21 protein-coding genes are annotated in these 25,137 nt (G+C 52.7%); all 21 read right to left on the bottom strand.

Annotated elements, in window-relative coordinates:
- Positions 1-84: 84 nt before the first annotated feature.
- Complete coding sequence (locus AU074_RS26890) at positions 85-1,107, bottom strand: glycosyltransferase family 4 protein (RefSeq protein WP_076017308.1); 1,023 nt, start codon at positions 1,105-1,107, stop codon at positions 85-87.
- 39 nt (positions 1,108-1,146) lie between these two features.
- A complete protein-coding gene (locus AU074_RS26885; RefSeq protein ID WP_076017307.1) occupies positions 1,147-2,115 on the bottom strand; it encodes an SDR family oxidoreductase in 969 nt (322 codons plus the stop codon).
- A complete protein-coding gene (locus AU074_RS26880) occupies positions 2,112-3,242 on the bottom strand; it encodes a glycosyltransferase family 4 protein (RefSeq protein WP_076017306.1) in 1,131 nt (376 codons plus the stop codon). The genes AU074_RS26885 and AU074_RS26880 overlap by 4 nt, the downstream gene beginning before the upstream one ends.
- Positions 3,239-5,197 carry an asparagine synthase (glutamine-hydrolyzing) gene (gene asnB, locus AU074_RS26875; RefSeq protein WP_076017305.1) on the bottom strand — a complete coding sequence of 653 codons (1,959 nt, stop codon included), beginning with the start codon at positions 5,195-5,197 and terminating at the stop codon, positions 3,239-3,241. Before asnB (AU074_RS26875) ends, AU074_RS26880 begins: the two co-directional genes overlap by 4 nt.
- Positions 5,197-6,339: a glycosyltransferase gene (locus tag AU074_RS26870; RefSeq protein ID WP_076017304.1), complete on the bottom strand. Its 1,143-nt coding sequence runs from the start codon at positions 6,337-6,339 to the stop codon at positions 5,197-5,199. Before AU074_RS26870 ends, asnB (AU074_RS26875) begins: the two co-directional genes overlap by 1 nt.
- Positions 6,336-8,225, bottom strand: coding sequence for an asparagine synthase (glutamine-hydrolyzing) (asnB, locus tag AU074_RS26865; protein ID WP_076017303.1), 1,890 nt, complete (start codon positions 8,223-8,225; stop codon positions 6,336-6,338). Before asnB (AU074_RS26865) ends, AU074_RS26870 begins: the two co-directional genes overlap by 4 nt.
- 51 nt (positions 8,226-8,276) lie before the next feature.
- Entirely contained in the window at positions 8,277-9,560 is a 1,284-nt protein-coding gene (locus tag AU074_RS26860; RefSeq protein ID WP_173406090.1) for a hypothetical protein, read from the bottom strand.
- A 19-nt stretch (positions 9,561-9,579) separates the two neighbouring features.
- Positions 9,580-10,107 (bottom strand): serine O-acetyltransferase, encoded by a 528-nt coding sequence (locus AU074_RS26855; RefSeq protein WP_003218783.1) that lies wholly within the window; start codon positions 10,105-10,107, stop codon positions 9,580-9,582.
- 7 nt (positions 10,108-10,114) lie between these two features.
- Positions 10,115-11,035 carry a glycosyltransferase family A protein gene (locus AU074_RS26850; protein ID WP_076017302.1) on the bottom strand — a complete coding sequence of 307 codons (921 nt, stop codon included), beginning with the start codon at positions 11,033-11,035 and terminating at the stop codon, positions 10,115-10,117.
- Positions 11,032-12,537, bottom strand: a complete 1,506-nt coding sequence (locus AU074_RS26845; protein ID WP_076017301.1) for an oligosaccharide flippase family protein — start codon at positions 12,535-12,537, stop codon at positions 11,032-11,034. The genes AU074_RS26850 and AU074_RS26845 overlap by 4 nt, the downstream gene beginning before the upstream one ends.
- Before the next feature lie 19 nt (positions 12,538-12,556).
- On the bottom strand, positions 12,557-12,970 hold the full coding sequence (locus AU074_RS26840; protein ID WP_076017300.1) for an N-acetyltransferase: 414 nt from the start codon (positions 12,968-12,970) through the stop codon (positions 12,557-12,559).
- Between the two features lie 14 nt (positions 12,971-12,984).
- Complete coding sequence (locus AU074_RS26835) at positions 12,985-13,659, bottom strand: WbqC family protein (protein WP_256576981.1); 675 nt, start codon at positions 13,657-13,659, stop codon at positions 12,985-12,987.
- 14 nt (positions 13,660-13,673) lie between these two features.
- Positions 13,674-14,795, bottom strand: coding sequence for a DegT/DnrJ/EryC1/StrS aminotransferase family protein (locus AU074_RS26830; protein WP_003218792.1), 1,122 nt, complete (start codon positions 14,793-14,795; stop codon positions 13,674-13,676).
- Between the two features lie 105 nt (positions 14,796-14,900).
- Positions 14,901-15,926 carry an NAD-dependent epimerase/dehydratase family protein gene (locus AU074_RS26825; protein ID WP_143503700.1) on the bottom strand — a complete coding sequence of 342 codons (1,026 nt, stop codon included), beginning with the start codon at positions 15,924-15,926 and terminating at the stop codon, positions 14,901-14,903.
- A gap of 51 nt (positions 15,927-15,977) precedes the next feature.
- Positions 15,978-17,255, bottom strand: coding sequence for a Vi polysaccharide biosynthesis UDP-N-acetylglucosamine C-6 dehydrogenase TviB (gene tviB / locus AU074_RS26820; protein ID WP_076017297.1), 1,278 nt, complete (start codon positions 17,253-17,255; stop codon positions 15,978-15,980).
- 651 nt (positions 17,256-17,906) lie between these two features.
- Positions 17,907-19,256 (bottom strand): LPS O-antigen chain length determinant protein WzzB, encoded by a 1,350-nt coding sequence (locus AU074_RS26815; RefSeq protein ID WP_076017296.1) that lies wholly within the window; start codon positions 19,254-19,256, stop codon positions 17,907-17,909.
- Positions 19,257-19,522: 266 nt separating this feature from the next.
- Complete coding sequence (locus tag AU074_RS26810) at positions 19,523-19,765, bottom strand: lipopolysaccharide assembly protein LapA domain-containing protein (RefSeq protein ID WP_076017295.1); 243 nt, start codon at positions 19,763-19,765, stop codon at positions 19,523-19,525.
- A 24-nt stretch (positions 19,766-19,789) separates the two neighbouring features.
- On the bottom strand, positions 19,790-20,086 hold the full coding sequence (gene ihfB / locus AU074_RS26805) for an integration host factor subunit beta (protein WP_003218804.1): 297 nt from the start codon (positions 20,084-20,086) through the stop codon (positions 19,790-19,792).
- A 339-nt stretch (positions 20,087-20,425) separates the two neighbouring features.
- On the bottom strand, positions 20,426-22,120 hold the full coding sequence (gene rpsA / locus AU074_RS26800; protein ID WP_003218806.1) for a 30S ribosomal protein S1: 1,695 nt from the start codon (positions 22,118-22,120) through the stop codon (positions 20,426-20,428).
- A gap of 119 nt (positions 22,121-22,239) precedes the next feature.
- Positions 22,240-22,929, bottom strand: a complete 690-nt coding sequence (gene cmk, locus AU074_RS26795) for a (d)CMP kinase (RefSeq protein ID WP_003172653.1) — start codon at positions 22,927-22,929, stop codon at positions 22,240-22,242.
- Positions 22,926-25,136: a bifunctional prephenate dehydrogenase/3-phosphoshikimate 1-carboxyvinyltransferase gene (locus AU074_RS26790; protein ID WP_256576980.1), complete on the bottom strand. Its 2,211-nt coding sequence runs from the start codon at positions 25,134-25,136 to the stop codon at positions 22,926-22,928. Before AU074_RS26790 ends, cmk begins: the two co-directional genes overlap by 4 nt.
- Position 25,137: the final 1 nt, after the last annotated feature.

Genomic DNA, 25,137 nt, shown 5'->3' with positions numbered 1-25,137 from the left:
CTGTTGCTCCTGATACGGCTGCTGCTCTGCGAATTTAAACACTTTAGGCCGGTCAATCACCGCTGAAATGAATCTAAAACACAATCACGCGGCCCTTTCCAGCTCACCCGCTTTGTACTTGACTGCCAGCATCACCAGCGGGATGTACGCTATTACAACGCCCAGCACGCCGCTTAGACCCAATAATGCAACGCAAAGTGCGATTGGCAGCAGCCAGATCACGTTGATTGCAAGCACCGCAAGCGTTACTGGCAAGTGGCCGCCAACTTTACGCGATGCGAACTGATAGCCATGACTGCGATGGGCTTCGTAAACCTTGTCACCCCTCATCAGGCGGCGGACCAGAGTAAACGTCGCATCGACGATAAAGACACCGAGCAGGATCAACCATACCCACAGCAAGTCGGCGCTCTGCCAGGCGGCCTGCAGGGATAGCACGCCCAACACGATACCGAGAAAACCGCTACCGGCATCCCCCATGAAGATTCGTGCCGGTGGAAAGTTCCAATAGAGAAACCCCAACACCGCCATGCTTAATAACAGTGGCGCCCAGATAAGCGCCTGATAACCAACCAACCAATAAATCAGACAGGCGCCAAGGCATGCACAGAGCGCTTCGACGCTAGCCAAGCCATCGATACCATCCATGAAGTTGTACAGATTAAGCATCCACACCAGATAAATCGCGGCAAGGATGTGCCCTACCCAGCTCAGGTCGAGGACCACCCAGGGCAGCGTTATTGCGGGCAAGCCGCCCAACCAGAAAAGAGCCCAGGCCGCGGCACTGAAGTGCCCCAGCAAACGCCAGCGCGCGGCGATATGGCCATGATCGTCGAGAAACCCAAGCACCGCCACAGCCGCACCAGCCCCCAGCAACGCCCATGTAATCGAGCGTGTTATCTCATCACCGATAAACAATACTGGTAACGCAATCAAGAAGCTCAAGACTATCGCCACTCCGCCTCCACGAGGCGTCGGAACAGTATGAGAACTGCGCGCATTGGGAACATCAATCAGACTTCTGGCCAGCGCATAACGGCGCAGGCACCAGGTCAGAAGAAGAGCAAGGGCTGCAACAGCAGGCGCCAGCCACAGTAAACGATTCATCTACAGCTCCAATTAAGGTCCCTCATGGGGCACCACTATTTACTTCAAGCTTCCCTGAAAACTTTCGGCCGTCTTGCGTAATGCGCTGGCCACCGTCAATGGAGGATTCCAGCCCAGCAATTGGCGAGTCTTGCCAATATCAACCTGCAACGAACCACACAGGCGCTGGCCAATAGCCTTGCGGCCTAGCACGGTCGCGCCCAATTGCAGTAGAACTGCCGGTACGGGGATCAACCGGGCCGGTTTACCCAAGGCAATCCCCATGCGTCTCAACAAATCAGTGGTCGACATGTCATCACCATCACTGGCCAGAAACGTCTGATTGGCTGCCGCCGGGTGATCCATGCACGTCACAATCAAGTCAACGAGGTTGTCCAGCGCGACCAGGCTGCGTTGGTTACGAATGGCACCCAACGGCAGCACAGCGCCTTTGTAAAGCCAGCTCATCATGCTGCGAAAGTTTGCCTTGACCCCAGGGCCGTACACCAGGACGGGACGAATAATAACAACTTCCATCCCGCTTCTTTGCGCCAGCGATAAGAGTTTCTGCTCAGCCTCCATTTTGGAAACACCATAGGGGTCGCACGGTGCAGGCACGTCATCTGCCGTGTAAGGGGCGCCCAATTGGGTTCCCTCACCGTTGACCTTGATCGAGCTGATAAAAATGAAGCGCCTGACTCCCGCCTGAGCGGCCTGCTCCGCCAGCTTTAACGTGCCTTCGACATTGATCTTGCGATACTCGGTTAACGGATCAATGGAGGCGTCTGACATCACATGAACGCGTGCGGCGCAGTGAATCAGAACATCAACCCCTTCAAGAGCAAGCGACTCACCCGCAAGATAATCGGCACTGACTCGCACAGGTACCGCAGAAGCAGGCAGTGTTACACCTTCGCGACGTACCAGCGCCAAAACCCGACAGTCCCCTGCAGATGCCAACCGGTTAACCAGTGCCCCCCCCACAAAGCCGCTGGCTCCAGTGATAAAGATAGTTTTGTGCTGATTCAAAGCGTGCGCTCCAACTCTCTGTATACATCCAAATGCTGCTCCACGATTTTCTCAATCGCAAATGCGCGTAAAGCCAGCTCACGGCCAGCCGCCCCCATCCGGGCACGCAAGGCAGGAGATTCAATCAACACCTGCAATTGATTAGCCAGGGCCTGTGCATCACGAACAGGTACAACGAATCCTGTGACATCGGCATCAATCGCATCCCGGCAACCCGGTACATCGGTGGTGACCACCGCGCGGCCGCACGCTGCCGCTTCGACCAGCACCTTGGGCAAGCCTTCACGATAGGATGGAAGGGTCACAATATTCGCCGCAGCGAACACATTCGCGATGTCGTCGCGGTAACCGAGCAGCTCAATCACCCCTTCCTCTCGCCACTGCTGCAACTGTGAGGTGGTAACTGTCGCCGGGTTACCGGGATCAATGTCACCAATTAACTGAAAGCGCGCGTTAACACCGCGCGCGGTCAATATTTTTGCCGCCTCAACGAACTCGACAACGCCCTTGTCCCGCAGCAGTCGAGCCGCCAGGCACACCACTGGGGCCCCTTCCGGCTCTGGCAACGCGGTGTAACGAGACAGGTCGACGCCTGAACCACGAATCATCACGACCTTGGATTGGGTAAGTCCACCCATGCTCAAGAGCAGGTCACGATCATCGGGGTTCTGAAAAATCGAGCGCAGATTACGCTTGCCCAACGCCAACCGATAAAAGGTGCTGACAACCTTTCGCGTGATAGTGGCCTTGAGTCCCTTGGAGAGAAATACAAAGCCCAGTCCGGAAATAGCGGTAACCACACCTTTGACCGGTGCCAGCCGAGCGGCAACGCCACCATACAAAACCGGCTTGATGGTCACCAGGTGCAAGATGTCCGGCTTCAATTGCCAGAGCAGCCGCCAGATCGCGAACATCAGTCCCAGTTCGGCCAAGGGGTTACGGCCGCTACGTGAAAGCGGCAACGGGTGAAACTCGAAACCTTCAGCGGCAATAGCCGCAACCGCCGGACCAGGCATGCACGCCACATGAACCCTATAGCCCTCTGCCTGCGCGCCCTTGGCAACCGCCAGCCGGTGCGAAAGAAAAAACCCCGGGTCGTTAACGATAAACAAAAGTACTTTACTCATGCCTGCTCTTCCAACCATGCCTGGAACATGAGGATGGTCCACAAGTGAGGCTGCCAGTTTCCGCGGCCCTCAAGATGTTCCTGCCACATGTGCCTGATGCGCTCAGGGTGGAAGTATCCCTCCTGGCGCAAGCGCGCTTCATCCAACAAAGACTCTGCCCACTCCCGTAAAGGACCGCGTAGCCACGCCCCAAGCGGGATACCAAAACCTTGCTTGGGCCTTTCGATCAATTCCTTGGGAACATGACGATAAAGCACTTCTCGCAAGAGCCATTTGCCCTGGCCGTTACGAATCTTCAGGTCCAGAGGCATGCGCCAGGCCAGTTCGACAATCCTGTGGTCAAGCATAGGGACCCGGCCCTCAATGCTTGCGGCCATCGCAGCGCGATCCAGTTTCACCATGATGTCATCCGACATATAGGTCTGGGCGTCCATCGCCATCATCCAATGTTCGAAACTATCAGTCTGGGGCCAGCGCGAAGGGTCAGTGAAAATGGTTTCGGGCTCCTTGCCACCGATCACGACACTGGCAGGGTCAGTCCAATGGCTGTTGAGTTGCAGGTAGAACTCATGCCCATCCGCAAGCGCCAGGACGCTAGCCAATTTATGAGCCTTTTCCCCAGGCGTGCTGAGATGAAGCCGCTTGGGCAGCAAAGGCTTGGAGAGACGGAACAGGCTGTCCCAGGTGGACGGTGAAAGTGAGCGTAAAAGCCCGGCGCTCGCCTGTCGGGCAAACGGCGGCAACTGCTGCATTTTTGACCAGACTTTCTTGGCGCTGAGGTAGCGGTTATAACCGCCGAAGAGCTCGTCGCCGCCATCACCACTCAACACAACCTTGAGCTGTTGGCTGGCCAATTGGCTGACAAGGAATGTGGGAATCTGCGAGCTGTCGCTGAACGGCTCACAATACATCGACGGTAGACGCGGGATAACAGCCAAGGCATCGTCCGGGCGCACGTACAACTCGGTGTGTTGCGTGCCCAGATGCTTGGAAACCGCCTTGGCATGAACTGCCTCGTCGTAGCCGCCTTCGTCGAAGCCGATGGTGAATGTGCGGATTGGCTGGGCGCTCTGGGCCTGCATCAAGGCCACGATAGTGCTGCTATCCACGCCGCCGCTCAGGAATGCGCCCAAAGGCACATCTGCGAGCATTTGCTGACCAATGCTTGAGCCCAGTTGAGTCTCCAGCAAATCCGTCGCTTGGGCGGGAGTGCCCTTGAAGGGGTCGGCAATGCCTTTTGCTACTGCGTCGTTGAGACGCCAGTAAGCCTGTGGGACTGCGGCTTTTGCAGCGGGCAGATTCTTCAGCGCAAGCGTTACGTAGTGACCGGGCTCGAGCTTGGCGATGCCTTTATAAATGCTGTAAGGCGCAGGAATGCAGTTGTGCCGAAGCAATAGCGTCAACGCGTTGCGATCCACTTCGCCAGTGAACTGCGGGAAAGCCTTGATAGCCTTGAGCTCAGACCCAAGCAGCAGCGTGTCTTCCTGCCAACCGTAATACAAAGGCTTCTCGCCCATCCGATCGCGTGCAAGCGTCAATACCTGCTCTTGCCTGTCCCACAGCGCGAAGGCAAACATCCCAACCGATGCCTGCAAGGTCTTTTCGACACCCCAGCCTGCAAGACCTGCGAGCAGGACTTCGGTATCAGAATGGCCTCGCCATGCGGGTGGCGACAATCCTTCATTGTCCAGCTTCTGCCTGAGTTCGGTATGGTTATAGATCTCACCGTTGAAGACGATTAAAAATCGCCCACAACTGGAATGCATGGGCTGATGACCAGCCTCCGACAGATCGACAATTGCCAACCGCCGATGCCCGAGCGCGAGGCCTGCATTTTCGTCAACCCATACACCACGATCATCGGGGCCACGGTGCACGAGGGCATCGTTCATCCGGGTAATGATCGATGCCAGATCACTATTACCGGCCTGGAAAATTCCGCTGAAACCACACATCAATGAACGTCCTGATTTAAGTAAAGCCGGTCATAGATTTCTTTGAATTTATGCTCGGTACATTTCATCGTGAAATTTTCGACGATACGTGTATAGGCACCCTGCCCCATCATTGATCGCTCGGCAGGAGACGCTGCAATCATCTTCGCCAGCGCTTCAGCCAACGCGAGTGGATCCTGTACGGGTACGACAAACCCATGTTCACCCAGCAGGAATGCCGCGTCTCCTGCATCGGTCGTCACACAAGGCAACGCTAGGCTCATCGCCTCGCCCAGCACATTAGGAAAACCTTCGGTAAATGAATGCAGGCAAAACATGTCCATCGCCTTAAAGCAGGCGGGCACATCTTTTCGTTCACCCAGCAACACAAATCGATCAGCGAATCCGGTTGATGCAATCTGCGCCATCAATGCGCTATTCGCCTCATCGACATCACGTCCCACCATCAGGAACTTGACGTGCGGGAACCTGGGAGCGACGAGCCCGGCAGCCTCGACAAAACTGGCGTGATCCTTGACTTCGTTAAAACGCCCCAGGCTTCCTACAACGAAGTCATCTGCGCTTATTTCTTGCGCCGACCTTATGGCCTCACGCTCTTGCGGCGATGCAACCAGACGCTCAAGATCAAACCCGTTGGGAATGACAGCCATTCTGCTCGGGGAATAACCCGCAGCCACATGCGTCTTTCGTGACGCCTGGGCAGCGCACACGATAACGCTGGGGACAGTCGCCGACAGCCAGGCACACAGTTTGCGAACAATAATTGTGGCCTTTGCACCACCTCTGCTGACGTCAGTGGTCCTGATCCCCCAGATCACGCCCCTGATCCCCACCCAACGCGCTGCCAAGCCACCCAACAAGTCAGAGTGATACATCCAGGTCTGAACGATATCAGGCTTGTTCAGCCGAAGATGGCGAACCAACTTTGCAAACGTTGGCAGGACGTCCCAGGCCCCCCGCATACCCAACGTATCAACAGTCACCCCGCAGGCACGCAGCCGAGCGCCCACTTCACCCAAATCCGTCAATGAGATAACACGGTGTTCATCATCGCCGCTTGAGTTGAATGACTCACAGAGCCGAAGCAGCATCAACTCCGCGCCGCCGATATGCAGACCGACAATAATATGGGTAACTTTCAACGGCCTTGCTCCTCCAACCACGCCTGGAACATCAGGACCCCCCATAACTTGCTTGAATGATCAGCCCGACCACTGAGGTGTTGTTCCCAGGCACGCCGGATCGGTGCAGGATGGAAGAAACCCTCCCGGCGCAACCGGCCTTCATCCAGCAAGCTTTCCGACCAATCGCGCAGGGGCCCGCGCAACCACGTCGCGATGGGTATGGAAAAGCCCTTTTTCGGTCGCTCGATTAACTCGCGAGGAACATGACGATAAAGCACTTCCCTCAATACCCACTTGCCAACACCACCTCGAATCTTCATATCCAACGGTATGCGCCAGGCCAATTCAACAACCCGGTGATCGAGCATTGGCACACGAGTTTCCAGGCTGCTGGCCATCGCCGCACGGTCGACCTTTACCAGGATGTCGTCAGCCATATAGGTCTGTGCATCCATCGCCATCATCCACTCTTCATACCGCTGCGTAGCGGGCCACGCTGAAGAGGTGTCAAGCACCGTAATCGGCTCTTTCGCGCCGATAACCACACTGGAAGGTGTTTTCCAGTGACTGACAAGTTGCCGATAAAAGTCCTCCCGACTCGGAGTATCAAGAATATCCACCAACTTCTCGACCTTGCCTTTTATCGGCAATGCCTTGAGCGTTGCGGATGCAAAACGTCGCAGGGGTAACGGCACCTGGCTGATCTTCCCCCAGATACGTGGGGCAAATTGGTAAGGGTTATAGCCGCCAAACAGCTCATCTCCCGCATCACCGCTTAAAGTGACGGTGACTTGTTGTCGCGCAAGGCGACTGACCAGGAAGGTCGGGATCTGTGAACTATCGGCAAAGGGTTCACAGTAAATGTTCGGTAGATCCGGGATAACGTCCAACGCGTCTTTGGATTGAACATAGATCTCAGTATGTTCAGTACCTAAATGGCGGGATACAGCCAGAGCATGTTCAGCTTCATTGAACCCTGCCTCACTGAAGCCTATGGTGAACGTCTTGACCGGTCGCGGGCTTTGTTTCTGCATCAGGCCAACCACAAGACTGCTGTCCACGCCACCACTTAGAAACGCGCCCAAGGGCACGTCCGCGAGCATTTGCATGCCGATGCTTTCGCTAAGCTGTGCTTCAAGCGTATCAACTACGGCGTTGGCGTCAGATTGCAGCGGAGACGCAAGCCCCGCCTCAACCGCCCGATTGAAAGACCAAAAAGGAAGCGCTTTTACATCCGATCGGCGCTGGTCTATCGCGATCCTTACATAATGCCCCGGCTTCAGCTTCTCTATCCCTTGATAGATGCTGTAGGGCGCGGGAACGTAGTTGTGGCGCAGATAAAGGGCCAACGCGTCACGGTCGATATCAGCGCAAAACGCAGGATGGACCTTGAGCGCCTTGAGTTCAGAACCGAACAACAGCACGTCATTCTGCCACCCCCAATAAAGCGGCTTCTCCCCAAGACGATCCCGAGCCAATACCAGTTCATTTTGCCGGGTATCCCACAGCGCGATGGCGAACATCCCAACCGTTGCCTGCAGGGTCTTTTCGATTCCCCAGTGCTCAAAGCACTCAAGCAGCGTTTCTGTGTCTGAGTGCCCGTTCCAGGTAGGCGAAAGCCCACTCTCCTCAAGAAGAGCACGCAGTTCGCCATGGTTGTAGATCTCGCCATTGAACGCAATTACGAAGCGCCCACTCGATGAATGCATTGGCTGGTGGCCGGCAGCAGTCAGGTCGACAATCGCCAGCCTCCTGTGGGACAGGCCTATACCAGCGGCTGAATCAAACCAATAACCGCCGCCGTCCGGGCCACGGTTGATGATTGAGCGGCCCATTGCCTCAAGCAGCGAAGACTCATCGGTAGAAAACTTCTTGTTCGTAAAATATCCGGAAAAACCACACATCAGGAAAGCTCGCAATTAATTTACTGGTCGGGCCGTTCTCGCCCGCCTGAGTCAAGCCAGATGAGCACTCGGGTTCACGCTCGCATAGCGATTATAAAACCGGTGCAATAGCGCGCTTGAAAATATCAATATAAACAAGCGAGACACGTCATTCTGATAAAACACAGGAGCCTTTACTTCCAAAACTAAAATCAGGCACAACAGTACCAAAACAAAATAGCCCGCATCGGCAAATCGCCGCATCCCTGTCCAGATTTTCAAGAACATCCAACCATAAGACGCGTAAACCAGCACAAACCCTACGATGCCACTGGCAAGCAGCGTTTTCAGATAACCGGAGTCAGACCGCGCGACGCCACCACTTTGATCATCAAACGAGCCACTACCTGCAATAATATTCAACAGATCCGGGACGAAAAGCATACTTTTCAGATCATCCGTAGAGGCAGAGGTGAGGCCCTGACCTTTCGAATAGTTGATGAAAATCTCGAACGCATAATCAAAAACGTAGGTTGAAAAAAATTCGAACCTTTCTGGAAAAAAATACTGGAATAACAAAATTGCCAGCGCAGCAAAGGCGCTAAAAGCCACCCCTACGATGAGGGACTTCAGAGGCCATCGAATCGCGAGAAGCCCCACGCCAAGAAGGAACACGACCACACCGGTACGTGCAACCAGTGTAATTGAAAGAGCAATCACGGAGATGCTTAGAAATCGCCAAATGGTCGCATTATTGGCCCGGGAATATACTGAGTAAACACCGTATACAGCGGCCAGCGCAAGAATAGCGCTGAGGTTAAAACCGCCGCTATCGTGAATACCGCGAAAGCGCAGAACACTATCAACTTCAATATTTCCACGGTTAGCCAACGACGCGGATAACAAATCCCTAAAAGAGGGCTCCACGAACGACAGCATAATGAAAAACGCCTGAAGAACAGTCGCCCAATAGATCAACTCGAAGCATCGATGAAATCCATAGAGTGCATCATCTGAATTCGCACGCCGGCCAACCGCATAATAAGTTATAACCAACGCCAACAGCAGAACGACAATAAACTTTATGAAAATCTCCAGAAATATTGTCTCAGCGTTACCCCAGAGAACACTCAGCATCACGCCCAAGGAACCCGCGAGCAACAGCGCCACGATGGCAAAGCGGCAGGTGACAAATGCATAACCAACAAAACCGCGGAGCAACGGATCAGCAAGAATCAGAAGCAAAGCCCCAGGAATGAGAAGCGCGACAGAGGGCACGCCCAGAAAGCTGAGCGTAAAATTGAACACGTAGAAAAAAACAACCAACACCAAAAAAAACGACCGCACCTTGCTCACCCTGCCACCGAAGTTGAAGTTACGTTCTCACGAGCGCCTTGCCAGGAACACCTACAACAACCGTATCCTGTGGAAAGCTTTTAACAACAACGCTGTTCGCACCCACAACCACATTGTCACCCAGAAAAATCGGCCCGAGGACTTTTGCACCCGTACAAATAACCACATTATTTGCCAGTGTCGGTTGATTGCCCTTACTGGTTTTCGATAGGTCCTGGTTCCCAAAAGTCACACCATTAAAAATCTTGCAGTTCGACCCCATTACTACGTCGGCACCTATCACTATGTCATGACCGTGCATGATGCAGAGACCTGGGCCAATTTGTGCCCTGCAAGAGATATCGCTACCAAAAACAATGCGAATAAAATACTCAACCAGAAAGCTCAATACACGCCCGATAACGGGAATTTTTAACAGGCTTTGGCCCAGTCGCAACATGATGGTCAAATGAGCGGTGTGATCAAACACTACGCTCTTGAGCACTCTGGACGCACGCTCACTACCTGCGATTGAGCGTAGGTCTTGGATCAAATAGGTTAACGACATAAAAACCTCATTTACTCTTGACCGCATCGGGAATTCTGAGCATTGAAAGCATCTTACTGGCATGCCATACTTTTGGTATAGTCGTCAGTCTAAAAGCGCGAACGAATATTGGGAAAAACAGTTTACAGTCTTGAAAACGCCTGTTTTTCAGTGCGGCAATAAACAAGAAGCTGATAGACACCGATATATCTGCGGCACTACCTTTGTACTTTTTCAAAAAGTAATCAAACGACTTCACCAGCAAGACTTTTGTTTTGTTTCCCGAGGAGGCAATACCGATACCTGTACGATAAACACCCAAAGGCTTGGCGCTGACGAACCCTGCATAGCCTTGTCCAACCTGCTCGACGTTTGCAAAGTAATCCAGCAAAGGAAAATCTGGCAGTTCAATGTCCCTTGCCGTGGCCCGATACATTTTAGAACTGTTCATTCCAATCGTTATATATTGAAAAATGTCCTTTCTGGTGAACGAGTTACTCACGCGAGATAAGTCAATGAGGTCTTCTACAACAACCTTGGTGCCAGGATTCTCGACGAGCATCCTGTGCCAGACGATATTATAGTTCGGGTGCTCGTCCAGAAAGTCACTTTGAGCCTGTAGTTTCCCTGGAAGAGCGTAATCATCACCATCTAGATGAGCAATATACTTGCCGCATGCCAAAGCGTGCACTTCAAGGTAATTTGCCGTGATACCAACATTCTTTTCATGTATAAGCGGCTTGACAATATCGGGGTATTGCTCCGCCAAACTACGTACTACGTCGCTGGTGCCATCTGTCGAACAGTCATCGCCGACGATCACCTCAAACTTGAAATCCGTGACCTGATTAATCAAGCTCAACAAGCACTCGCTGATATAACCAACCTGATTATAAGTCAGCACACATACTGAAACCTTTATATTTTCTCCCTCGGAAACAATACTCACACGCCTCTCCGCCCAACAATCTTGTTAGCTACCATTGCCCGGGCAGCGCTTGAAAAAGCCACCGCGGTCAACATAATTAACCCACCTGAAACAAACACTATGAGCACGCTTAAAATCCTGCTTTCACTTCGCACATCTACCCAATTAACAAGCAGTCCGACTGCGGCTGCGGGTAAAACAATCAAACCTATATCATGAGTCAGCCACTTCTTGTGGAGCCCAGGCTCAAGCCTCGAATGAACGAACCAAACCCAAAAGATCAAGAATGTCAGGTTGACCATCATCCAACTGTAGCCAGCACCGATGCTTCCGTAATAGGTCGACGAAAAATAGATAGCGGGGACCATGACACATAACAAAATCAGGTTACCCAGAAAATGAAGCCTCAGGTTTCCGCGAGCATACTGAAGATAGTAAGGGAATGCTGAAACCGCCAAGCACCCGTTTCCAATCGCATACAACACCATCGTCGGGGCAACGTTTTCGACAACGGTCGCGTCACCTGTCCATGCCCACAGCAAAGGACGCGCACAAATTGCAAGGGTAATCGATGCGGCACCGGCAATAATGGAAACAAGTTGAGTAGAGTTACGATAAATCGTAATCACATCAGCTTCCTTGTTTTCGGCATGTAAGCGGGCCATTCGCGGCATAATCGCGCTGCTGATCGGTCCGGTTATAACCATTACCCCGCCAGCAATCAGCACCGCCAGAGTGAAGTATCCGTACTGGCTTAGCGGCAATATGCTCGAAAGTATCAACTTGTCTGTCTGCGTGACCATTACCCAAATTGAGGCAGTAAACGCCACCGTGAGGGAAAAAGCCAAGACACTTCTAATGGGTTTGAGCGACCACCCCATCGATGCGCTGACTACCTTTGGGAGTACGCTATACGACTTAATGTACAACCCGAGAATTTCCACAACCGCAATAATTAATTGATAAAAGAAGAATACAATCGGCGTATATCCATAAAACCACATGACGGGCAAAACAAATATAAATCTGAGTGTCGCAATGATTGAAGTATAGCCGCTCAACCAAACCAGATGTTCGCCACCGGTGATGACGCCTCGATACAAGCCACATATCCAGCGGATTGCGATACATGCGGCCATTATCTGTATAGCAAAACTCGCCTGTTCGACACTCAACGCATCAAGTTTCAGCCAATGTTTTACAACAAGCGGGGCAAACAGATACAACGTAATAAAGCCGAGAATGCCAATGCCCAGAAATAAAACATGGAGCGCCCGGAACAACCGCCGAAAGTCCAACGCCGATACCGCACCGGCCTTGAAACGTGCAGTTTCCCTGCCGATCGTAGGTGTCAAGCCAAGATCAAGCAAGCTGAACCAGGCCTGCAGCATGGAGAAAAATCCAACCAGGCCATAGGCTTCCGCGCCCATGTATTTTATATAGACAGGCAGCATCACGATGCCAATCAACGTCACATATATTTGGCTTACGTAGTTAGCGGCTATGTTCTTCTGAAGCGACAATTGTTTATATCCCGAATATTTATAGCCGAACCTGCATTTTTATGTTCGTGTCGCCGTCTGCTACTATCTTGAATCCATACCGCGTGTAAAGCTTTATCGCTGAACTGTTCCCTGCGCGCACCTCCAGGCTGCATGCAGTGAAACCGCGACTCTTCATCACCATGAGTGCACTGCTCAGGAGCTCGCCCCCAAGCCCTTTGCCTCGGCCACTTGCAGCGATCAAAAGCAACGCTATGTATCCCTCCCTGGATACATCATTATTGCAGTAAAATGCCACAAACCCGTTATACGACCCACCAGAGTGATGGATGAGAATCTCTGCCTGGTCTTCAATTTTCAGAATGTAGTCTTCTGCAGAGATACCGCGAATAAACTCTCCTTTTTGAAGACGCTGCTCAATGTGTATTAAATCTTTCAGCTCTGGGGGCAGCATAAATAACCCATCGTTTATTTATTAGTGACAAGCTGGCGAGCTTCATCAAAAGAGTTGAACATCATCACATCCAAAATAGAAAGGCCGGGCTCGAAATCTCGTCCCGCCTGTGGATACTCAACTAGCGCCGGCTTGACAAACTTAAGGTCAATGCCTCGCGAAGCAAAACTCTCTTTCTCATAGAGAAGCGCACCACCTGGTAAATTCCAGTACTCGTCGGCCTGCTCTTTATTGCAAATATCCAGAATCCGGTCTTCGCTTTTCAGTTGCTCGTTTGCGTAAACCTTCGAGCTCATTACCATCTCAGTATCGATACCCAATGCCTCGACCGTTAACAAAACACTGGATTTTGCATAATCAGAAATTGAGTCTTGTTCTTGCTCGAGAACGGCGTTGAACAACTCGAAACACGCTTTGAAGTTTGGTGCTTTCGAATAGTTCTGTTTGACTGCCTCGGTCAGCTTACGGACCCATAGTGATTTTTTCTGGGTTTGCACGTCACAAATTTTTTGATTAGAGCTCGCCCCAAGGAGCGGAATAGTCATATAACCGACTTTGCCGGATACAAATATCCGATTCCTGTTTATCCATCCATTTTTAATGAAATCAACATCATCATAGAAAACGAACTTATCCACGGTCTCTATCAGCTTAAAATATCCGACATACGGAAAAAAGTAAGGCTGCATTATTGCGAGCTTCATTACGACGCTTTTCTCACATTACGAATTATTTCGACAACCTTATCAACGGCAGACATCTCCAGCGCCGGATAGATAGGAAGGCAAAGAACTTTCGATGAAATATCATGAGCCACAGGCAGGTTCCGACTGTCCGCTGAAGGCATGCTTCTATACATGGAAAACTCGCTGATTAAAGGAAAAAAGTACCGTCTACCGAATACGTTTTGCTCCTTTAACACTTCGTAAAGCTCGTCTCGCGAGAGCGGGTAATCATCTTCAACCAGAATGGGGTAGTACGAATAATTCGACTCAAGGCCTGCACTGATGTGGCTCAGGCTGATACCTTCAACACTTTTTAATCCGGAACTGTAGCGTTGACCAATTTCTTTACGCAGACTCATCGCACTGTCGATATGCTTCAGCTGAAGCAACCCAAACGCCGCGTTAATCTCGCTTAATTTCCCATTTATCCCTGGTGCGACCACGGTGACTTCATCTACAAAGCCAAAGTTCTTCAATTGTTCTATGCGCTTTTTTGTCTTCGCGTCGGGGCAGACGATGGCGCCGCCCTCAAAGGTATTGAATACCTTAGTGGCATGGAAGCTCAAAATGCTCAAGTCGCCATGGCGAAGAATACTTCCCCCTGCATCGTTAACGCCGAACGCATGAGCGGCATCATAGATAATTTTCAGATTGTAATTATCAGCGATATTCTGAATAGCGTCGGTATCGCAGGAATAACCATAGCAATGCACTGGCATGATAGCTGTGGTTTTCGACGTAATTGCCGCCTCGACTTTTTTCGGATCCAAATTAAAAGTAACAGGATCGATATCCACGAAAACAGGCTGCAGCCCATTCCACAACAAAGAGTGAGCAGTCGCAACGAATGAGTAAGGTGTCGTAATGACTTCGCCTGTAACTCTGAGCGCCTGCAACGCAGTCAATAACGCGATTGTACCGTTATTAAAAAGCGCAATGTGCTCCACCCCCAGGTACTCACAGAGCTCCTTTTCAAGCTGCTGGTGCATTGGGCCGCCATTGGTCAGTGTCTTGCTCTCCCATATTTTTTCAAGATAGGGAACAAACTCTTCTAGTGGCGGAAGGTAGGGCTGAGTTACATAAACAGGCTTATCGCTCATAAAACTTCCTTGCGCTAATCTTAATCACTCAACCGCACCTCGTAGCTGAGTACTTATTAGTAAGTCATATAGCGAGATAGAGAGAACCCATATCTCGCGCTATTCTTACTTCAAGAATTCCGCATACCAAGGCATGGCCTTTGCGATGCCTTGCCCAATATTAAACTTGGGTGCATATCCCAAAAGCGTTTGTATCTTGCCAATATCTGCCTGTGAATGGCGCACATCACCCGCGCGAAAGTCTCGATACACAGGCTCTTTATCATAAGTGATGCCGTTTTCCGCCAGGGATTCGCGCAACGCCGAAAACAACATATTGAGATCAGTGCGCCCACTGACCGCCACATTATAAACCTGATTGCGCGCGGAAGAATCGCTTGCAGTCGCGGCTAAAATATTGGCTTGAACTGTATTCTCGATGAAGCAGAAATCCCGACTGGTTTCACCATCACCATTGATGAAAACTTCCTCGTTTTTTATCATTGCGGCCGCCCATTTTGGGATAACAGCCGCGTAAGCACCATCAGGATCCTGGCGCTTGCCAAAAACATTAAAGTAACGCAAACCGATTGTTTCAAAACCATAGCATCTGGCGAAAACGTCGGCATACAGTTCATTGACGTACTTGGTGACCGCGTAGGGGGACAGCGGCTTACCGATCACATCTTCAACTTTTGGCAGACCAGGATGATCGCCATAAGTCGAACTGCTTGCCGCGTAAGTAAAGCTCTTTACCTTGGCATCCCGTGCCGCGACCAACATGTTGAGGAAGCCATCAATGTTGGTACCGTTTGTTGTGATCGGGTCGTTAAGGGAACGAGGAACAGACCCCAAAGCGGCCTGATGCAGTACATAATCCACACCTTCGCAGGCCTGATGACAATCCTTGAGCTCTCGAATGTCACCTTCGACAAATCGAAAACGTGCCCACTGCTCAGGGAGAACTGTATTTTTTACTTCGTCGAGGTTTCTTTGGTGACCGGTAGCGAAATTATCCAACCCGACAACCGCCTGATTCAAACCAAGCAGTGTTTCCAACAAATTAGAGCCAATAAAACCCGCAACTCCGGTGACTAACCAGGTTTTCGGCGAAGCTGGAAGTGTTTCTATCAGAGTTTCGTAGCGGGTCATCGATATTAGCTCGTAATTTGATTTAGGTTAACGACTTCAGAAACCTGGGGCTTACAGGCGAATGTCCGACTCTTCACGACTTAGGAGATATTTAAGATCATAAAGAACATGCTCCGCCTTACCGAATCGGCGGATATTTTCTGCGCCCAGGGCACGGAACTCATTGTGAGCAACCGCCAGAACGATACCGTCGTATGCATTTACCCCCGGCTCGGAAACAGGAGTGATCCCATACTCATGCTCAGCTTCGGCAACACTCACCCACGGATCATAAACATCCACAGCAATGTTGTACTCTGCTAGCTCGCTCACAATATCGACGATACGAGTATTACGCAGATCCGGGCAGTTTTCCTTGAAAGTCAGGCCCATGATCAACACGCGAGCACCATCGACATGGATGCGCTCTTTCAACATCGCTTTTACCAACTGGGAAACAACGTAAGCGCCCATGCCATCATTCAAACGACGGCCGGCCAGAATAATTTCCGGGTGGTAACCGATTGACTGGGCTTTATGGGTAAGGTAGTAGGGGTCAACACCGATGCAATGCCCGCCGACCAACCCTGGACGAAACGGAAGGAAGTTCCACTTCGTACCCGCAGCCTCAAGCACCGCTTCCGTATCAATGCCCATCTTGTTGAAGATAATGGCCAGCTCGTTGATCAGCGCAATATTCAAGTCGCGCTGAGTGTTCTCGATGACCTTGGCAGCCTCGGCAACCTTGATGCTGCTAGCCTTGTGAGTGCCCGCGACAATGATCTGATTATAAAGTGCGTCGACCAGATCAGCGATTTCAGGGGTGGAGCCGGATGTGACTTTTTTGATCGTAGTAACACGGTGCTCTTTGTCGCCCGGGTTTATCCGCTCAGGACTGTATCCAGCGAAGAAGTCGACGTTGAACTTGAGGCCAGAGACCCGCTCAAGAACTGGGACGCAGTCTTCTTCTGTAGCGCCTGGGTATACGGTCGACTCGTAAATTACCAGATCGCCCTTCTTCAACACCTTCCCGATGCTTTCAGACGCTTTGATCAGAGGCGTCAGGTCTGGCTGGTTGTATTCGTCGATAGGGGTCGGAACGGTAACGACAAAAGTGTTGCAGCCAGCCAGCTCATTCAGCTCACAGCTATAACTCAAATAGCCCGCCTGCTTCAGCTCCTCATCACTGACTTCGAGAGTTGAATCATGTCCTTCTTTCAAGGCTTGGATACGCGGCTGGTTAATGTCAAACCCGACCACCGTCCGATGCTTACCAAACTCCACTGCTAGGGGCAGGCCCACATATCCAAGGCCGATAATGGCGAGCTTAATATCTTCCAGTTTTTGCATAATCAAAGCCTAAATAATCAGAGAATCCATAATATTTACTGAATTAATTTCAGTATGAAGTGCTTCAAGCGCGACGCCGACTCAGTACTCTCTTCTGGTACAGTCAGGGCTCGCGCATCCAACTAATCCCTCAGTCACGCTTTTTGAGGCATTTCACCACCTATATTATTCGTGAACAGCATATTCCATCAGCGAACAATTCAGGGCTGGTTCCCGGCACTACCGCACCCTCCCCCCTCGAGTAGGGTACGTATCGCTCCTGGCCCATCAGCTCCCGATAGCTTAAACACCACAACCCGCTGAACACCATGAAGAATATCGACCTCAGATGCACTCGGAATCGAATAATCAGAAGGCCGCGAAACATAGCGCAATGCCATCATGCTTCGATGATTCTCAATTAGAAGAGTTCCATGACAGCTAGATAATCATACTACGCGATACCAATATAAATCAGAACTCGCGGCATCTCGATCCCGACGTCAGACATGCGACGCAAAGAGCCTCAAGGCTCTAGGCATGCCGGCGAGTCATTCTTTTGAACACCCGGAGGTGATTTGCTTCGGTATAGGAGCAGCCCCAATACCGAGAGAAGAATTGAAGATCGGGTTGTTCGCACACAATCGAGCGACGCAACCCTAGTGGACGCAGTTAACACACTCGCGTCGGAGCCTGAGCTTTCCCCTCTCCAAGCAGTTCAGAGCCGAGAACAGGCACTTGACGTGACGCCATTCTTTTCCTGCTTGCCAGCAGTGTTCGAACCAGAGCAATCAGAACACCAAGAATCCCACCCAGAACCAGTCCCATTGCGAGCACGAGAGCTTTCTTCGGCTTAATTGGACTCAGCGGCTCGAGCGCCTGCTTGTCAATCGTCACCAGTTTCAACCGACTCATATCGATATTCAATTTACGTAGCCGAGCCTCCTCAGCACGCAGGGGCTCCACATTGATTAGAAACAAGTCTTCGTTCTCACGACGATTCAAGACCTCAATCTGACGATTGGCCCGCAGCAGTTGCAGCTCTTTGGCAATTTGCGCGATGCGACCTTCAGTAAAGTCATCAGACGTGCGCCGTTGCAGGGCGTTTCGCTCTGCCTCCAGTGCGTCTACGCCCATAAAATACAGGGGAATCTGCTGGTTATTGATTTCAGTACGCATCATGCCTGGCGTCCCAGCGCGGTTTTCATCGCCGAGTGAAGAGGGTGTAGATGGCTTTTTAATACCCAGCGATTTGGCGATGCCAATTGCCTCGTTCAGCAGCACAAGCCGATCCCCACGGATGATTTTCAACTGGGCCCTGAGAGCTTTGAGCTCATCCTGCAACTGGGCACGTCTAAGGACATCAGCTTCATTCAGAGTGGCAATTTTTGCCTCTTTATCGATCTCATAGCTTGAGCGAGCAGCTTTCAGCTTGCCTTCAATCTCGTTCAGTCGGTTTTTGACGATTACGTTCAAATCTGCTCCGATCTGCTGACGCTCGGTATCAATCGCGAACTCAATAAACCCGTTCAAAATCGAAACACCATCAATTCCCTTGGGATAGCTCATCTCAAGTTTGATATAAGCACTCAGGGAGTCAGCTTTTTTAGGATCAGGCAGAACCAGATTGATCGAATTACGATTGAACTCCTCAAAACTCTGCTCGAGAGTTCTTCCTGGACGCTCAAATGCCTTAAATAGATTTTGATGAGTCCGAAAAAAACTCAGGCGGGTGTCATACGACTCAAGAGCCGCTCCGATCCTGATCAGCGCCTCTCCAGGGGGGAGAACGTAAATTTGAGATCGATTCAATGCATCCAATTCGTTGATCGCCGCTGGGCGCAAAACGCTACTGACTTGATATTCTGGAGTAGCAAAAAAGGCATAAACGGCAGCCATAGCGCCGATCAGCGCAGTGACTATGACTATGAGGACCTTTTGCTGCCATACCGCCTGAAAAAGCGCGACAAGATCAATTTCATCGGACGGTGGTACCGGAGGGGCATTAAAACTACTACTCACAACAAAAACCTGCCTTCAAAGAGAAACTGCGGGCTCGTTATGCAGACAATTCATGGTTTTTTAGAATTATGAATATCTGGCTCGCCCCCGGCGTCGCTGCTGGGATGAGCCACAAAAATTGCCTATTCTCGAGAACAGCAAGCATTTTGCCATCTAATTGCCATATTACAAGTCTTGACAATCTGTAGGACTGTTCCGAAAAAGCCAATCTTCTTAAAAAATGCTACACAAGCTTGCGCGGCACTCCGTGCGCACCGAGCTATCGATCAGGGCGCCAATCTCTTCGACCGAGGGGAGCGGTTCAACCTAAACGCCAAACCCACCAATGGACCAATGATCATTCCTACTAGCAAAGCCAATGTAATGAAGATGGAAATCGGTGCCTGGGGAGTGGTCCACCCCAGGAATGACAAAGCGGCGCTCTGTTGATTCTCCAACACAAACGCTAGCACCCCAACCATGACGACCAAAGTAATCAGCACCAACACAACGCGCTTAACCCCACGCATAACCTTCTCCTACCCCAAAAACACTCAGACGCCTTCTTCCTCGTCTTCGTTCACCCGATCCCGCAATTCCTTGCCCGGCTTGAAGTGAGGCACAAATTTGCCGTCGAGACTGACAGACTGACCAGTCTTCGGGTTACGCCCTACACGAGGCGCCCGATAATGCAGCGAAAAACTACCAAACCCACGAATCTCAATCCGATCGCCGGTAGCCAGGCACTGTGACATCTGTTCAAGCATGGTCTTGATGGCCAGCTCCACATCTTTGGATGAGAGCAGCCCTTGATGGGTGACAATTCGTTCGATCAACTCCGACTTCGTCATATTTTTCCCTTCTTTTTCAAGCAGCTAGGAAAAGCGCTTCGAAGGTTTTAGCATGACCGGAGGAATTTGAACAGCCCATGTATTGACTTATATTCAAAGACTTGGGGTGTAACTCGAAGAGAGCAGGCATTGCACCCCACAGCAGCCAGCTCTCGCTCAGCCTCACTGGAGCCACTCTAGCGCGATCACTGCCTGATAGAGCCTACAAGCGCGAATGCGCTGCCAGCGTGACGACAGCGCTCCAGCCGCATAACGCCAAGGCGACGCTGCACACAACACCAAATCCCAGGCACAAAAAAGGGCGACCGAAGTCGCCCTTTTTCTATGGTCTGACAGAACTTAGTTCTGCTTTTCCATTTGTGCACGCAGCAGGTCGCCCAGAGTGGTAGGACCAGCAGAAGGCTCAGAGGTAGCTGGCTTGTCGCGCAGGCTCTGGATGGCTTCTTTCTCTTCAGCATCGTCTTTCGACTTGATGGAGAGCTGGATTACGCGGCTCTTGCGGTCAACGCTGATGATCTTGGCTTCTACTTCTTCGCCTTCTTTCAGAACGTTGCGCGCGTCTTCAACGCGGTCACGGCTGATTTCGGAGGCTTTCAGAGTCGCTTCGATATCGTCGGCCAGAGTGATGATGGCGCCTTTAGCGTCAACTTCCTTCACGATGCCTTTAACGATTGCGCCTTTGTCGTTCTCTTGAACGTACTCGGAGAACGGATCGCTTTCCAGTTGCTTGATACCCAGGGAGATGCGCTCGCGCTCTGGGTCAACCGACAGGATAACGGTGTCCAGCTCGTCGCCCTTCTTGAAACGACGAACAGCTTCTTCGCCAACTTCGTTCCAGGAGATGTCGGACAGGTGAACCAGGCCGTCGATGCCGCCGTCCAGACCAATGAAGATACCGAAATCGGTGATCGACTTGATGGTGCCGGAGATTTTATCGCCCTTGTTGAACTGGCCAGAGAAATCTTCCCATGGGTTAGATTTGCACTGCTTGATGCCGAGGGAGATACGACGACGCTCTTCGTCGATGTCCAGAACCATAACTTCCACTTCGTCGCCGACTTGTACGACTTTCGAAGGGTGGATGTTTTTGTTGGTCCAGTCCATTTCGGAAACGTGTACCAGGCCTTCCACGCCTTCTTCCAGCTCTGCGAAGCAGCCGTAGTCGGTCAGGTTGGTAACACGCGCGGTAACGCGAGTGCTTTCTGGGTAACGAGCCTTGATAGCGACCCATGGATCTTCGCCCAGCTGCTTCAAGCCCAGGGAGACACGGTTGCGTTCACGATCGTACTTCAGAACCTTGACATCGATCTCGTCGCCAACGTTGACGATTTCCGATGGATGCTTGATACGCTTCCAAGCCATGTCGGTAATGTGCAGCAGGCCATCGACGCCACCCAGATCGACGAATGCGCCGTAATCGGTGAGGTTCTTGACGATACCTTTGACTTGTTGGCCTTCCTGCAGGGATTCCAGCAGAGCTTCACGCTCGGCGGAGTTCTCTGCTTCCAGGACGCTGCGACGGGAAACGACAACGTTGTTGCGCTTCTGGTCGAGCTTGATGACCTTGAATTCGAGTTCTTTGCCTTCCAGGTGCGTGGTGTCGCGCACAGGACGAACGTCGACCAAAGAACCTGGCAGGAACGCACGGATGCCGTTAACGTCGACAGTGAAGCCGCCTTTAACCTTACCGTTGATAACGCCCTTGACCACTTCTTCAGCTGCGAAGGCTGCTTCGAGAACAATCCAGCATTCAGCGCGCTTGGCTTTTTCACGGGACAGCTTGGTTTCACCGAAACCGTCTTCAACCGAGTCCAGAGCAACGTGAACTTCGTCACCGACATTGATAGTCAGGTCACCAGCATCGTTGTAGAACTGTTCCAGCGGGATCAGAGCTTCAGACTTCAGACCAGCGTGAACGGTTACCCAGCGAGCTTGGTAATCGATATCAACGATAACACCGGTGATGATGGAGCCTGCCTGAAGGTTCAGGGTTTTTAGGCTTTCTTCAAAGAGTTCCGCAAAGCTTTCGCTCATTTTAATTCCTGTTGATAAGGGCGAAGAATACGCCCATCTCCACACCCCAGACGGTGTGGGTCAGTTTCAATTAAAAGAAGCACCACAGGACTATGACTGGTCCCCTGCGGCCTTCTTGGTCACCCGGCGATATCGCGAATGGCGATTTCACTCAAGATGCGTTCCAGCACCTGCTCGATGGACAACTCCGTGGAATCCAGCTGTATGGCGTCAGCCGCCGGCTTGAGCGGGGCTACCGCACGCTGGGTATCACGCTCATCGCGTGCACGGATCTCATCTAGCAGACTCGACAGACTAACACCATCGACTTTGCCCTTCAACTGCAAGTAACGGCGGCGGGCCCGCTCCTCGGCACTGGCAGTCAGGAAAATCTTCAGCGGCGCCTCGGGAAACACCACCGTGCCCATGTCGCGGCCGTCAGCCACCAGACCCGGCGGTTCCTGGAAAGCCCGCTGGCGCTGCAGCAAAGCGTCGCGCACCGCCGGCAATGCGGCGACCTGGGAAGCCCAGGAACCGACTTGCTCGTTGCGCAGGTCGTCGGTCACATCGTCCCCTTCCAGGATGATGCGCTGGGGATGACCTTCCGTCGCCCCGACGAACTGCACGTCAAGATGCGCAGCCAGCAGCTTCAGCGATTCTTCGTTGGTCAGGTCGACGCCATGGTTGCGTGCTGCGAAGGCCAGCAAGCGGTACAGCGCCCCGGAGTCCAGCAGGCACCAGCCCAGGCGCTTGGCCAGGATGCCGGCGATCGTGCCTTTGCCCGAGCCACTTGGCCCGTCGATGGTAATCACCGGTGCTTTGATATTCACAATTGAGCCTCTTGGGCAACACGAATGCCGACTTGGGCACACAGTGTAAGAAAATTCGGAAAAGACGTAGCCACGTTGGCACAGTCATGGATACGAATCGGCGCAGCCGCTCGCAGGGAGGCCACGCTGAAAGCCATGGCAATCCGGTGGTCGCCATGGGCATGCACTTCGCCGCCGCCTATCACGCCACCGTCGATGATAATCCCATCAGGTGTCGGTTCACACTTCACGCCCAGGGCGAGCAGACCGTCGGCCATGACCTGGATCCGATCGGACTCCTTGACCCGCAACTCCTCTGCCCCGCGCAATACCGTTCGGCCTTCGGCGCATGCCGCAGCCACGAACAGCACCGGAAACTCATCGATAGCCAGCGGAACCAACGCCTCAGGAATCTCGATCCCCTTCAACAGCGCCGCGCGAACACGCAAATCAGCAACAGGCTCGCCACCCACTTCCCGCTGGTTTTCCAGGGTGATATCCGCGCCCATCAGCCGCAGGATATCGATCACCCCGGTACGGGTCGGATTGATGCCCACATGCTCAAGCAACAGCTCGGAGCCTTCGGCAATCGACGCTGCCACCAGGAAGAACGCCGAGGAGGAAATATCCCCCGGCACTTCGATATGCGTTGCGGTCAGAGCACGACCGGACTCGACCGAAGCCGTAGCACCCGCCACCTCCACCGGATAACCAAAACCACGCAGCATCCGCTCGGTATGGTCACGGGTCGGCGCCGGCTCGGTAATCGAGGTTTTACCCTCGGCGTACAACCCGGCCAGCAACAGGCAGGATTTAACCTGAGCACTGGCCATCGGCAATGCGTAGGTCAACCCTTTAAGTGCCTGGCCACCGCGAATCGTCAGCGGCGGGCGCCCTTCCGGCCCGGTCTCGATCACCGCGCCCATTTCGCGCAATGGCTTGGCCACGCGATTCATCGGGCGCTTGGACAGCGAGGCATCACCCGTCAACACGCTGTCAAAGCTCTGGGCCGCCAGCAAGCCAGACAACAGCCGCATGGAAGTGCCGGAGTTACCGAGATAGATCGGACCTGGCGCCGGCTTCAAGCCATGCAGGCCAACCCCATGAATGGTGACGCGCCCATGGTGGGGGCCTTCAATCACTACACCCATGTCGCGAAACGCCTGCAAGGTCGCCAGGGCATCTTCCCCCTCCAGGAAACCCTCTACCTCGGTAACGCCGTCCGCCAGGGAGCCGAGCATGATCGAACGATGGGAGATCGACTTATCCCCAGGCACCCGAATCTGCCCGCTCAAGCGGCCACCGGGACTGGCGAGAAACACCAGGTCATCAGCGTTTGCGGCAGCATCCATATAAGCCCGGCGCGCCAGAATCTTGCTGAAATGCTCCCGTGCCACCCGCGCACGGGTGAACACGCCCAACAACTGATGCCCGTCGCCTGCATCCACCGCGTCGCGCAAGGCGTCGAGGTCGCTGCGGAACGTATCCAGGGTGCGCAACACTGCGTCGCGGTTGGCGAGGAATATGTCGTGCCACATCACCGGGTCGCTACCGGCGATCCGGGTAAAGTCGCGGAAACCACCGGCGGCGTAACGAAAAATCTCGAGGTTCTCGTTGCGCTTGGCCAGCGAATCCACCAGGCCAAACGCCAGCAAATGCGGCAGGTGACTGGTCGCTGCCAACACTTCATCGTGGCGCTCGACCTGCATATGCTCGACATCCGCTCCCAGCTCGCGCCAGAGTCGATCCACCACGGCCAATGCCGCAGGATCAGTTTCATCCAGCGGCGTCAAAATCACTTTATGGCGACGGAACAACTGCGCATTGGACGCCTCAACGCCGCTCTGCTCGGACCCCGCAATCGGGTGCCCAGGCACAAAGCGTGCGGGCATGCCACCAAAAGCCAGCCGCGCCGCACGCACCACGTTGCCCTTGGCACTGCCGACATCGGTCAGGATTGCCTGCCCAAGATCCATGCCGGCCAACAGCGCCAGCAACTTCTCCATGGCCAGGATCGGTACCGCCAACTGAATGACATCCGCACCCTGGCAGGCAACGGCGAGGTCCGCCTCACAGCGGTCCACCACGCCCAACTCCACCGCCAGCTTGCGCGACTGCGGGTCCAGGTCCACACCGACCACTTCGCCACACAGGCCGCTTTCCCGCAGGCCCTTGGCGAAGGAGCCGCCGATCAATCCCAGACCGACCACCACCAGGCGACCGATCATA

This window comes from Pseudomonas sp. ATCC PTA-122608, assembly GCF_001952855.1.
Taxonomy (GTDB): domain Bacteria; phylum Pseudomonadota; class Gammaproteobacteria; order Pseudomonadales; family Pseudomonadaceae; genus Aquipseudomonas.
Note: the sequence above shows the minus strand (reverse complement) of the source record. Positions and strands in the feature narration are given on the sequence as shown.

Coding starts and splice junctions, on each gene's coding strand:
- AU074_RS26835 (WP_256576981.1), bottom strand. CDS start 13,659: ATGCAGCCTTACTTTTTTCCGTATGTCGGATATTTTAAGCTGATAGAG.
- ihfB (WP_003218804.1), bottom strand. CDS start 20,086: ATGACGAAGTCGGAGTTGATCGAACGAATTGTCACCCATCAAGGGCTG.
- AU074_RS26840 (WP_076017300.1), bottom strand. CDS start 12,970: ATGCTGCCCCCAGAGCTGAAAGATTTAATACACATTGAGCAGCGTCTT.
- AU074_RS26890 (WP_076017308.1), bottom strand. CDS start 1,107: ATGAATCGTTTACTGTGGCTGGCGCCTGCTGTTGCAGCCCTTGCTCTT.
- AU074_RS26790 (WP_256576980.1), bottom strand. CDS start 25,136: ATGATCGGTCGCCTGGTGGTGGTCGGTCTGGGATTGATCGGCGGCTCC.
- rpsA (WP_003218806.1), bottom strand. CDS start 22,120: ATGAGCGAAAGCTTTGCGGAACTCTTTGAAGAAAGCCTAAAAACCCTG.
- asnB (WP_076017303.1), bottom strand. CDS start 8,225: ATGTGTGGTTTTTCCGGATATTTTACGAACAAGAAGTTTTCTACCGAT.
- tviB (WP_076017297.1), bottom strand. CDS start 17,255: ATGCAAAAACTGGAAGATATTAAGCTCGCCATTATCGGCCTTGGATAT.
- AU074_RS26825 (WP_143503700.1), bottom strand. CDS start 15,926: ATGACCCGCTACGAAACTCTGATAGAAACACTTCCAGCTTCGCCGAAA.
- AU074_RS26810 (WP_076017295.1), bottom strand. CDS start 19,765: ATGCGTGGGGTTAAGCGCGTTGTGTTGGTGCTGATTACTTTGGTCGTC.
- AU074_RS26830 (WP_003218792.1), bottom strand. CDS start 14,795: ATGAGCGATAAGCCTGTTTATGTAACTCAGCCCTACCTTCCGCCACTA.
- AU074_RS26855 (WP_003218783.1), bottom strand. CDS start 10,107: ATGTCGTTAACCTATTTGATCCAAGACCTACGCTCAATCGCAGGTAGT.
- asnB (WP_076017305.1), bottom strand. CDS start 5,197: ATGTGTGGTTTCAGCGGAATTTTCCAGGCCGGTAATAGTGATCTGGCA.
- AU074_RS26880 (WP_076017306.1), bottom strand. CDS start 3,242: ATGAGTAAAGTACTTTTGTTTATCGTTAACGACCCGGGGTTTTTTCTT.